The following is a 10,672-nucleotide window of genomic DNA, read 5'->3' on the forward strand; positions in this document are numbered from 1 at the left end:
CCTCGTCCAGCTGCCCCTGCCCGCACAGCTCGACGAGCGCGCGGTGATCGCCGCGCTCGATCCGGCCAAGGACGTCGACGGCTTCACCGCGGAGAATGCCGGACGACTCGCCACCGGAATCGACGGGCTGGTCCCCTGCACCCCGCTCGGTTGCCTGATGCTGCTGCGTGACGTCCACCCGCATCTCGCCGGGCTGGAGGCGGTGGTGATCGGCCGCTCCAACATCGTCGGCAAGCCGATGGCGCAATTGCTGCTCAAGGAAAGCTGCACCGTCACGCTCGTCCACAGCCGCACCCGCGACGCGATGGCGCACGTGCGCGCCGCCGACATCGTCGTCGCCGCGGTAGGCATTCCCGGCTTCGTCACGCCCGAATGGGTGAAGCCCGGCGCGACGGTGATCGACGTCGGCATCAACCGCACCGACGCCGGCCTGGTCGGCGACGTCGATCCCGCGGTCGCCGAGGTGGCGGGCGCGATCACCCCGGTGCCGGGCGGGGTCGGCCCGATGACCATCGCCGTGCTGCTGCGCAACACCCTGGTTGCGGCCGGCCGCCGCGCGGGCGTGGCGGTGGACGAAAGCCTGTGATCCTGATGGCGCTGGTCGCCCAGGCGAGCGCGGTGGACGCCGAACGCGCCTTCGCAGCGCAGGCGCAGAAGGGGCAATGGGCCGCCTTCCGCGCCTTTGCCGCCGAAGACGCGATCATGTTCGAGCCGCAGCCGGTGCGCGCGCATGACTATCTGGCGAAACTGGAAGAGCCGGCGCGGCCGATCCGCTGGCAGCCGGCGGAAAGCTATGTCTCTTGCGATGGCAGCTTCGCCGCGAACACCGGCCCATGGCAGGGCGCGGACGGCTCGGCCGGGTACTTTTCGACCATCTGGTCGAAGGAGAGCGGCGCCTGGAAGTGGCTGGTCGACGGCGGCGATGCGCTGGAAACGCCGCGGCCAATTCCCGCCGAGCCGAAGGTGGAGCGCGCCTCGTGCGAGCGCGCGCCGGTGATGAACATGCCGATGACCCCCGCCGGCGTCGAGCAGGGCGGCGGCACCTCTCGCGACCGCTCGCTCTGGTGGCAATGGCAGGTCCGGCGCGACGGCGCGCGTACCTTCACCGTGCGGTTGTGGGACGGCACCCGCTATCGCAAGGTGATCGAGGACCGGATCGCCGCCGCACCATCCCCAAAGCCGGCGCCGTGATCGAGCTGTTCTTCTCCGCCTTCGCGACTTTCTTCGTCGTCATCGATCCGCCGGGTTGCGCGCCGATCTACGCGGGCCTGTCGGCGGGCGCGAGCGCGACGCAGCGGCGTGCGATGGCGATCCGCGCGGTGGTGGTCGCGGGCCTGATCCTGCTGGTCTTCGCGCTGTTCGGAGAGGCCTTGCTGACGGGGCTCGGCATCGAACTCGCCAGCTTCCGCATCGCCGGCGGCGTTATGCTGTTCCTGATCGCGCTGGAGATGGTGTTCGAGAAGCGCACCGAACGGCGCGAGGATCGTGCCGCCAAGGTCTCCGCCACCGAGACCGAGGACGTGTCGATCTTCCCCATGGCGATGCCGATGATCGCCGGGCCGGGCTCGATCGCCTCGGTCATGCTGATGATGGCGCGCAACGAGGGGCTGGAGCGCTCGATCGTGGTGCTGGCGGCACTTGGTGCCAACCTAGCCCTCACGGTTGCGGCGCTGCTCGCCGCTGGGCCGCTGATGCGCGTGCTCGGACACCGGATCGAGGCGGTGATCACCCGGCTGCTCGGCGTGCTCCTCGCCGCGCTGGCAGTGCAGTTCGTGATCGACGGGCTGCAGGACCAGCTTCGCTGAGCTTTCTGAAATGATGCCGGCCCCACCCCCCCGTTCACCCTGAGCGAAGTCGAAGGGCACGGGCGACCGTGGTGAAGGTGCTTCGACTTCGCTCAGCACGAACGGTCGGGAATCACCCTACACCCGCCGCCCCGTGAACAGCTGCACCAGCCCCACGATCAGCGCGAGCACGATCAGGATGTGGATCAGCCCGCTGGTGACGTGAAAGGCGAACAGCCCCAGCGCCCACAGGATCAGCAGGATGATCGCGATCGTCCACAACATGGCTTGGTCTCCTTTGTCCGGAGAAACGGGGCGCTCGCCGCGGCGTTCCCCGCCGCAGCAACATTTCGTCACACCGCGTCGAGCACCAGCCCGAAGGAGGTGACGGTCAGCCCGCGGTAGGCGAGCTTGAGGTGCGGCTCGGGCGAATAGGGCGGTTGGTCGACGTGCAGGTCGAGCGTGCCGCCGCCCGGCGTCCAGTTCGCGGTGGTGGTAAAGCCGCGCGCTGCGGCGCGTGCAAACAGCCGTTCGAGGTCGCAGCGGCGGTAGATCACGGTTGCGCCATGGTCGCGGGTGCGCCAGCCGTTGGCGAGATTGTATTCGGTGGTGTGCACGGCCACGCCGCCGGGCCGCAGCGTGGCGAGCGCGGCGATCACGAAGTCGATTCCCGCACCCAGCGAGCCGAGATGCTCGAACGCGCAGGCGGACCAGACGAAGTCGTAGCCGGTGAGGTGCGACGGCACCGCGCGCATGTCGGCATGTTCGAAGGTCACCCGCTCGGCAAACGCCTGCGGCGGGCAGAGCGCACGTTCGTTCAGGAGGTCCAGTCCCGAGGCGTGCTGATCGCTCTCCACCCAGAAATGCGCGCGCGCCGTCTCGGGCGGCAGGTCGGTGGCGGTGACCTCCACCCCGCGCGCCGCCATCGCCGCGACCAGCGGCTCCCGGCCCACCCCGAATCCCAGCCCGCGCTTGCCCGGTGCGAGCATGCCCCGCGCGTCGAGCACCTGGAGGATGTAGCAGAACTCCCACTGCTTGCGATGCAGCCGCGGCGGCTCGCCGATCGCAGCGCACCAGCGGGCATAGTCGATTTCCGCGAACTGCGCCTCGGTACACGCTTGGCTCACCGGGTCTGCCAGCGTCGGCTCTCCGTGGCGCCCGGGCGCGACGGAGCGGCGAGTCGCCAGGCCGAACATGGAACGGAAGCTGCGGGACGGCCGGGGGCGAGTCGAGTCCCTCAGCCTTTCAGCAATCTTTCGTTACTTCGAGCGCGCGTAGTCCTGCGTGCCGCGGGTGATCACCTCGTCCTCCGGCAGCAGTTCGGCGACCGGAATGTCACGTTCAGCCTTCAGCCGCTCGTAGAGGGGGGCGAAGTCGGTCTCCACCGTCACGCGCAGCAGTTCGTCGAAGCTGGGGATGACGAAGTAATTCTGCTGGAAATCGTCGATCCGATATTCGGTTCGCATCACCCGCTCGATGTCGAAGCCAATCCGGTTGGGCGAGGGATCGTCGAGCGCGAAGCGGCTTTCGGAGAAGCTGGAGACGATGCCCGCGCCATAGATGCGCAGCCCCTCCGGCTCCGCCACCAGCCCGAACTCGACGGTATACCAGTAGAGCCGCCCCAGATATTTGAGCGCGTCCAGCCCCAATGCGCGCTGCCCGCCTTGGCCATAGGCGACGAGATAATCCGCGAACACCGGATCGGCGAGCATCGGCACATGGCCGAACACGTCGTGGAAGACGTCCGGCTCCTGGAGATAGTCGAGTTGGTCGGGCCGGCGGATGAAATTGCCCGCGACGAAGCGGCGATTGGCCATATGGTCGAAGAACACCTCGTCGGGCACCAGCCCGGGCACCGCCACCACCTGCCAGCCGGTCAGCTTCATCAGCCGTTCGGACAGTTCCTCGAAATCGGGGATGCCCGGCTTGGAGAGCTTGAGCACGTCCAGCCCGCGCAGATAGGCGTCGCTGGCGCGGCCGGGCAGCAGCTTGGCCTGGCGCGCGAACAGCAGGTCCCAGGTGGCATGTTCCTCGGCGGTATACGCCTGCCAGTCCTGCGGGATCGTCCAGTCGGCCGAAGCGCCCGCCGGCGGCGAGTCGAGAACGTGCGTGTCGTTGCCCATGAAACCAGTGTAGCATCCCCGCGATGGCGCGCAAAATGAGGAGCGGGGTGATCGGCGGCGCGGTGGCGCTGGCCGCGGCGCTCTGGCTCTATCTCGTCGCCGGCGCGATCGGTGGGGCCATTCCCGTCAACCGAAGCTGGACGCCGCCGAAGACCGGTGTGACCATCTGGGTGGAGAGCAACGGCGTCCACACCGGCCTAATCGTCCCCAAGGTCGCCGCCGGCATCGACTGGCGCCCCCTCCTCCGCCCCGACCACCTCGCCGACCCGCGCTTCGCCGGCTGGAGCCACGCCTCGTTCGGCTGGGGCGAGCGCGCCTTCTACCTGGAGACGCCGACCTGGGTGCAGGTCCGCCCCGCCACCGTGATCGCCGCGGCGCTGGGCAGCGACCGCACGCTGGTCCACGTCGATCATGTGCCGCCGCCGCGCCGCACCGGCGCGGACGTGCGCCGCATCGTCCTCCGGCCGGAGGAATATCGCCGCCTCGCCGCCTACCTGCGCGCCAGCTTCGCCGAGCGTCCGACGCCCGAGCGCGGTTACTACAAATGGGACGCCTTCTACGCCGCGCGCGGCCATTATAGCGCGATCCACACCTGCAACGCCTGGACCGGCGCGGCGCTGGCCGAGGCGGGGGTGAAGGTCGGCTGGTGGACCCCCTTCCCGCAGATGGTGCTGCGCTGGTTCTGACCCGCCACCCGCCGCCGTCGAAGGCGCTCTGGGCGGCCGAGCTGCCGCGCGCCCTCTGGTCGCTTGCGACCTGGTGGCGCCGCCGCGCGGCGCTGGCGGCGGTGCCGGCGGGGGACGGGCGACGTGTGATCGTGCTGCCGGGGATGTTCAACTCGGACCTGTCGACCGCGGTGATGCGGCGCTACCTCAACCGGCTCGGCTACCGCGCCGAGGGCTGGCGGCTCGGCCGCAACCTGGGGGTGCGCAGCGTCGGCGCGGAGGCGGATCGGCTGCTCGCGCGGATCGAGGCGGTGGGGGAGCCGGTGGCGCTGGTGGGTATCAGCCTGGGCGGCATCCTCGCGCGGCTTGCGGCGCACCGCCGGCCCGATCTGGTCCGCGGCGTGGTGACGATCGCCGCGCCCTATGCGGGCGACGGCCGCGCCACCAACGTGTGGCGCGCGTTCGAGCTGGTCACGGGCGAGCGGCTCACCGATCCCGCGGTGGTCGCGCGCAGCGAGGCGATCGCCGCGCCGCTGCCCGTCCCCTGTACCGCGATCTGGAGCCGCAGCGACGGGCTGGTCAACGGGCTGATCTGCCACGACCCGGCGGCGAAATCGGTGGAGGTGGTGAGCGGCCATTATCTGGTGCAACTGCGCCCACAGGTGCTGGTGGCGCTGGCGAAGGCGCTGGGGGAGATGGGACAAGCTCCTTCTCCCCTTGTGGGAGAAGGAAGGGGCCCGCTTGCGAAGCAAGTGGGAAGGATGAGGGGGCCGTAAAACCCACCTCCCCCTCACCCTTCCGCCGACTTCGTCGGCTCCCTCCCTCTACCACAAGGGGAGAGGAAGTTACGGAGCCACCCACCCACTTCCCCTTGGTCCGGCTGGTCAGGTGAAACCGCCCGCACCGGTCGCAACGATACGGCCGCAGCACCACGTCCGCATCGCGGCACGCCGCCAGCGCCGCGTCAACCGTCGCGTAGCGCACCTTGCGCGCGCAGGTGCTCAGCTTGCTGCGCACCCCGGCTCAGTCGTCGACGGCGGCCTGATAACCATCATAGCCGCCGCAGGCGCGCGGGTCCTTGCGGCAGGCCTTCTCATACTTGCGCCGTTCGCGGCCCTCGCGCGCTTCCTTCTCGCGCATCTTGCGACCGTAGTTGCGGTCGGCCTCATCCTGGCTGGTGGTCGCCCAGTCCGCCGCCTGCCCCGCCACCTTGAACGGCGCGGTGACCACGCCCGTCACGGTGCGCACGCACCCGCCCGTCGAAAGCAGCACCAGCGCCGCCAGCAGATGTCTCATACGCCACTCCCTGCCCGCGACCCGCGCGCCGCCACGCCCATAGCAGGAAAGTCGGTGAAGAATCCGTCCACACCAAGGCGCAGGGCGGCCCGGATTTCGGCAGGAAGGTCGCCATGCGCCTTCGCGCTCCAGCCGCGGCGGTACGGCCGCTCCAGAAATTCGTTCTCCGCCCGGAAGGTCCAGGGATGGACGCGCAGGCCAGCGCGATGCGCGTCCGCCACCAGCGTCGCTCCCCCACGCCACAGCATCGCCTTGGCCGGCCCGATTCCCCAGGCATAGGTCGCCACCGCGGCGAGCCCCGCCGGCGTCGCCATGTCGGCATAGCTCGGCGCAGCGCCGTCCGCCGGCGCGCCTGCGCCATCCATCAGCTGGATCAGCCGCACCGCGCTGATCCGCTTGATGCGGCGGAGGTTCTCCACCTCGAACGACTGGATGAAGACCGGCGCATCGGCGCGGTTCCACCCGGCCTCGGCCAGCGCGGCGACCAGCGGCGCATCGGTGCCATAGCCGATCGACGCGAAATAGGTCGGGTGCTTGGTCTCGGGATAGATGGCGACGCCGCGCCTTTTGGCGAGCGCGATCACCTCGCCAAAGGTCGGGATCTCGAACCGGCCATCATACTCAGTGTTTCTCGGACGCAGCTTGGGCAGCCGCTCCACCGCGCGCAAAGTCTTGAGCTCGGCGAGGGTGAAGTCCTCGGTGAACCAGCCGGTCACCGTCTGGCCGTCGATCATCTTGGTGGTGCGCCGACCCGCGAACTCGGGATGGCGCGCGACGTCGGTGGTGCCGCCGATCTCATTCTCGTGGCGGGCGACCAGCACATGGTCGCGGGTCGGCACCAGATCGGGCTCGATCACGTCGGCGCCCTGATCGATCGCCAGCTCATAGGCGGCGAGCGTATGCTCGGGCCGCTCGCCGCTGGCGCCGCGATGCGCGATCACGATCGGCTCCGAGAGCGGCGCGCCCTCGGGCCCCTCGCGCGCGCCGATCAGCGCGAGCGGCAGGCCGAGCAGCTTGGCAAGGCGGGTCAGCATCACCATTGGGGCGCTACGCCAAGGCGAAAGGAAAAGCATGGCCGAAAACGATTCCGTCCTCGCCGCGGCGCGCGTCTGGCGCGGCGCCCCGATGGCGCTCGCCACCGTGGTCTCGACCTGGGGCTCGGCCCCTCGCCCGAAGGGAAGCCACATGCTCGTCCACGCCGACGGCCGCTTCGAAGGATCGGTGTCGGGCGGCTGCGTCGAGGGCGACATCCTCGACACCGCCGCCAAGGTGATCGCCGGAGCACCTTTCGCGGTGAAGACCTATGGCGTCGCCGACGCGAGCGCCTGGGAAGTCGGGCTGCCGTGCGGCGGCGAGATCAGCGTGATGGTGCAGCCGGTCTCCGCCGAGGGGTTCGACCCCGAATTGTTCGACCGGATCGCCGAAGCCCGCGGCCAGGGCCGCGCGCTCACCGTCACCACCGACATGGCGACCGGGCACAGCGACCTGCGTCCGGTCGAGGCGGGCGAGGTGTTCGTCAACCGCTACGCCCCGCCGCGCCGGCTGCTGATCGTCGGCGCAGTGCAGATCGCGCAGTCGCTGGTGCCGCTCGCCCGCACGCTCGGCATCGAGACGGTGGTGATCGACCCGCGCGGCCGGTTCCTCACCGAAGAGCGTTTCCCCGACACCATCCTCGACGATCGCTGGCCCGACGAAGCGATCGCCGCTTATGCGCCCGGCCCCGCCACCGCGGTGGTGACGCTGAGCCACGACACCAAGATCGACGATCCCGCGCTGATCGCCGCGCTCAACGGCGGGGCCGGTTATGTCGGCGCACTGGGCAGCCGGCGCAGCCATGCGGCACGGCGCGAGCGGCTCGCCGAGGCGGGGATGACGCCCGAGCAGATCGACCGGATCGACGGCCCGGTCGGGATCGACATCGGCGCGATCGGGCCATCGGAGATCGCGCTGTCGGTCGCCGCGGCGGTGGTGAAGGCGTTCCGTGATCAGGATTGACGAAACGACGCTGATCCTTTTCGCCGCGGGCCGCGCGGAGCGGTTCGGCGGCGGCAAGCTGGCGGCGGACCTCGGCGGCGTGCCGCTCGGCCTGCATGCGGCGCGCACGCTGGCGGCGCTGCCCTTCAGGGAGCGGATCGCGGTGGTCGGGGCGGACACGCCGGACTTCGTCGCGCTCGGCTATCGCGTGCTGGTCAACGCCGATCCGGCGCGCGACATGGCGTCGTCGGTGCGGATGGGCGTCGCGGCCGCGGGCGGCGCGGCGGTGCTGCTGGCGCTCGCCGACATGCCGTGCATCACCGAGACGCATGTCCGCCGACTGTTCGAGGCGGCGGAGGGGCCGAAGACGGTGGTCGCCTCCACCGACGGCGCACGCCCCTGCCCTCCCGCGCTGTTCGGGCGTAGACAATTCCGCGAGTTGCTCGCCCTCACCGGCGATCGCGGCGCGCGCGACCTGATCGCGCGCGGGGTGCATGTGACGGCGCCGCCGGGAGCACTGGTCGACGTCGACACGCCGGAAGACCTGGGGTCACTGCGCGACACTTTCACCCGTTTGTGCTGAGCGAAGTCGAAGCACCGTCGGAACGTTGCGCATGTGCTCCGACTTCGCTCAGTACGAACGGACCTCTGTTCCTCACTCGTGCCGCAGCGCATCGATCGGGTTGAGCCCCGCCGCTCGCCTTGCCGGGAAATAGCCGAACACAACGCCGATCAGCGCCGCGATCACGAAGGCGATCACGTTGATGCGCAGGTCGAAGGTCCAGGGCACCCCCATCAGCGGGGTCAGCCCCAGGATGGTCAGCTGCGCCAGCACGATGCCGACCACGCCGCCCAGCATGGAAAGCGCGATCGCCTCCACCAGGAACTGCATCAGCACTTCGTTCGCCACCGCGCCTATGGCGAGGCGGATGCCGATCTCGCGCGTCCGCTCGGTGACCGAGACGAGCATGATGTTCATGATGCCGATGCCGCCCACCACCAGGCTGATCGCCGCCACCGCCGCGACGATCTGGGTCAGCAGGGTGGTGGTACCGGTCAACGTGTCGCGGATCTGTGCGGTGTCGAAGATGTTGAAATCGTCGTCGCGGCCGGGAAGGATGTGGCGGCGTTCGCGCAGCAGGTCGGTGATCGCGCTCTGCACCGCGTCGGTCGAATAGGCCTGGTCGACGCCGACCATCATCAGCCGGATGTCGCGGTTGCCCGTGAAACGGCGCTGCACCGCCTTGATCGGCATCACCACCACGTCGTCCTGGTCGCCGAACCCGCCCTGCCCGCGCGTGCTGAGCGTGCCGACCACGGTGCAGCTGACGTTGCCGATGCGGAAACGCTTGCCCACCGCATCCTCGCCGCGGAACAGGTTCTGGCGCACGGTATTGCCCAAGAGGCACACTGCCTTGCCAGAGGCTTCCTCCGTCTCGGTCCAGTAGCGTCCGGAGGATAGCGGCCAAGGCTGCACGATCAGGAAGGCGCTCGTGGTGCCGTTGATCGTGGTGGACCAGTTCGCCCCCTCGTAGATCGCGGTGGCGCTGGACGAGACCTGCGGCGCCACCGCGGTGACCCCCGCCACCTGCTCGGCCACCGCGTCAACGTCGGTCATGTCGAAATCGGGCGGGCGCGGGCCCCCGCCGCCGCGGCCGAAGCCCTGGCCGGGGCGGACCTGGAGCACGTTGGTGCCCAGCGCCGAGATGCTTTCCTGCACCGCTGCGGTGGTCGCCTTGCCGAGCGTCACCATGGTGACCACCGCGCCAACGCCGATGACGATGCCGAGGATGGTCAGGAACGAGCGCAGCAGGTGCCGCCGGATCGAGCGGATCGCCAGCGTGACGGTGGTGCCGAACATATTAGAGCCCCTCCCCTTCAGGGGAGGGGTTGGGGTGGGGCTGATCCACGAGCGCAGGTCTCGGCGAGACACCTTCCCCACCCCCAACCCCTCCCCTGAAGGGGAGGGGCTTGCTTGCGTCCACCACCTCACCCTGATGGTGGTTGCTGTCGATCCGCTCCACCAAACCGTCCTTGAAGTGCACCACCGTGCGCGCGAAGGCGGCCATGTCGGGCTCGTGCGTCACCATCAGCACGGTGATGCCGCTCTCCTGGTTGAGGCTGGTGAGCAGCCGCATGATCTCCACCGAGCGTTCGCTGTCGAGGTTACCGGTCGGCTCGTCGGCGAGCAGCACGTCGGGACGCGTCACGATCGCGCGCGCGATGGCGACGCGCTGCTGCTGGCCGCCCGAAAGCTCGGCGGGGGTATGGTCCCACCAGTCGGCAAGGCCCACCTTGTCGAGCGCCGCCATCCCCGCCTCGCGCCGTGCCTGCCGGGTGTCGCCGCGGTAAAGCAAAGGCAGCTCGACGTTCTCCAAAGCGCTGGTCCGCGCAAGCAGGTTGAAGCCCTGGAAGACGAAGCCGAGATAGCGCCGCCGCAGCAGCGCGCGCTCGTCGCGCCCCAATGTCTCGACATGGTGGCCGCGGAACAGGAAGGTGCCCGCGCTCGGCACGTCGAGGCAGCCGAGGATGTTCATGGTCGTCGACTTGCCCGAGCCCGAGGGTCCCATCACCGCGACGAAGTCTCCCGCCGCAATGTCGAGATCGACGCCTTTCAACGCCTGGAACGCGGTCGGCCCGGTGCCATAGGTCTTGGTGACGCCGCGCAGCGAGATGAGGGGCGCGGCGTCAGGCGCCACCCTGGCCTCCCTGCCGCTGCCGCCGCTGGCCGCCGCCCTTGGCGCGCGCACCGGGCTCCTCGCCCGCATTGAGCTGGCCGGTGATCACCTCCTGACCGGGGTTGAGGCCGGACAGCACCTCCGTGCGCATG

At 69.8% G+C, this 10,672-nt stretch carries 14 protein-coding genes; 7 read left to right on the plus strand and 7 right to left on the minus strand.

Annotation, left to right across the window (positions count from 1 at the left end; all coding sequences use genetic code 11):
- The 3 genes from ACFDTH_RS15055 to ACFDTH_RS15065 form a co-directional block, all read left to right on the plus strand.
- Nucleotides 1-586: bifunctional 5,10-methylenetetrahydrofolate dehydrogenase/5,10-methenyltetrahydrofolate cyclohydrolase (locus ACFDTH_RS15055; protein ID WP_375288377.1), on the plus strand; the 586-nt coding region annotated here is incomplete at its 5' end.
- A complete protein-coding gene (locus tag ACFDTH_RS15060; RefSeq protein ID WP_375288378.1) occupies nt 583-1,191 on the plus strand; it encodes a hypothetical protein in 609 nt (202 codons plus the stop codon). The genes ACFDTH_RS15055 and ACFDTH_RS15060, both read left to right, overlap by 4 nt.
- Entirely contained in the window at nt 1,188-1,805 is a 618-nt protein-coding gene (locus tag ACFDTH_RS15065; protein WP_375288379.1) for a MarC family protein, read from the plus strand. The genes ACFDTH_RS15060 and ACFDTH_RS15065 overlap by 4 nt, the downstream gene beginning before the upstream one ends.
- 117 nt (nt 1,806-1,922) lie before the next feature.
- Here the strand turns inward: ACFDTH_RS15065 and ACFDTH_RS15070 are convergent, their stop codons facing one another.
- From ACFDTH_RS15070 to phhA, 3 genes are all read right to left on the minus strand, one after another.
- The gene (locus tag ACFDTH_RS15070) at nt 1,923-2,069 is read right to left on the minus strand and encodes a lmo0937 family membrane protein (protein ID WP_375288380.1); all 147 of its coding nucleotides are present in this window, start codon (nt 2,067-2,069) and stop codon (nt 1,923-1,925) included.
- Between the two features lie 68 nt (nt 2,070-2,137).
- Nucleotides 2,138-2,980 (minus strand): SAM-dependent methyltransferase, encoded by an 843-nt coding sequence (locus ACFDTH_RS15075; RefSeq protein ID WP_375288381.1) that lies wholly within the window; start codon nt 2,978-2,980, stop codon nt 2,138-2,140.
- 63 nt (nt 2,981-3,043) lie between these two features.
- Complete coding sequence (phhA, locus tag ACFDTH_RS15080; RefSeq protein ID WP_375288382.1) at nt 3,044-3,907, minus strand: phenylalanine 4-monooxygenase; 864 nt, start codon at nt 3,905-3,907, stop codon at nt 3,044-3,046.
- A 23-nt stretch (nt 3,908-3,930) separates the two neighbouring features.
- Between phhA and ACFDTH_RS15085 the strand changes: the two genes are divergently transcribed.
- Nucleotides 3,931-4,593, plus strand: a complete 663-nt coding sequence (locus ACFDTH_RS15085; RefSeq protein ID WP_375288383.1) for a TIGR02117 family protein — start codon at nt 3,931-3,933, stop codon at nt 4,591-4,593.
- Complete coding sequence (locus ACFDTH_RS15090) at nt 4,554-5,348, plus strand: alpha/beta hydrolase (RefSeq protein ID WP_375288384.1); 795 nt, start codon at nt 4,554-4,556, stop codon at nt 5,346-5,348. The genes ACFDTH_RS15085 and ACFDTH_RS15090 overlap by 40 nt, the downstream gene beginning before the upstream one ends.
- Before the next feature lie 247 nt (nt 5,349-5,595).
- Here ACFDTH_RS15090 and ACFDTH_RS15095 read toward each other — a convergent pair whose 3' ends face one another.
- The gene (locus tag ACFDTH_RS15095; RefSeq protein ID WP_375288385.1) at nt 5,596-5,868 is read right to left on the minus strand and encodes a hypothetical protein; all 273 of its coding nucleotides are present in this window, start codon (nt 5,866-5,868) and stop codon (nt 5,596-5,598) included.
- The gene (locus ACFDTH_RS15100) at nt 5,865-6,902 is read right to left on the minus strand and encodes a glycerophosphodiester phosphodiesterase (RefSeq protein WP_375288386.1); all 1,038 of its coding nucleotides are present in this window, start codon (nt 6,900-6,902) and stop codon (nt 5,865-5,867) included. The genes ACFDTH_RS15095 and ACFDTH_RS15100 overlap by 4 nt, the downstream gene beginning before the upstream one ends.
- Nucleotides 6,903-6,939: 37 nt before the next feature.
- Between ACFDTH_RS15100 and ACFDTH_RS15105 the strand changes: the two genes are divergently transcribed.
- Entirely contained in the window at nt 6,940-7,863 is a 924-nt protein-coding gene (locus tag ACFDTH_RS15105; protein ID WP_375288387.1) for an XdhC family protein, read from the plus strand.
- Complete coding sequence (locus ACFDTH_RS15110) at nt 7,850-8,425, plus strand: nucleotidyltransferase family protein (protein WP_375288388.1); 576 nt, start codon at nt 7,850-7,852, stop codon at nt 8,423-8,425. Before ACFDTH_RS15105 ends, ACFDTH_RS15110 begins: the two co-directional genes overlap by 14 nt.
- A 72-nt stretch (nt 8,426-8,497) precedes the next feature.
- Here the strand turns inward: ACFDTH_RS15110 and ACFDTH_RS15115 are convergent, their stop codons facing one another.
- Together ACFDTH_RS15115 and ACFDTH_RS15120 are read right to left on the minus strand one after the other, a co-directional pair.
- Nucleotides 8,498-9,703: an ABC transporter permease gene (locus ACFDTH_RS15115; RefSeq protein ID WP_375288389.1), complete on the minus strand. Its 1,206-nt coding sequence runs from the start codon at nt 9,701-9,703 to the stop codon at nt 8,498-8,500.
- Nucleotide 9,704: 1 nt separating this feature from the next.
- Nucleotides 9,705-10,541, minus strand: a complete 837-nt coding sequence (locus ACFDTH_RS15120; protein ID WP_375288390.1) for an ABC transporter ATP-binding protein — start codon at nt 10,539-10,541, stop codon at nt 9,705-9,707.
- Nucleotides 10,542-10,672: the final 131 nt, after the last annotated feature.

The sequence above is a fragment of the Sphingomonas sp. genome, assembly GCF_042096255.1.
GTDB lineage: Bacteria > Pseudomonadota > Alphaproteobacteria > Sphingomonadales > Sphingomonadaceae > Sphingomonas.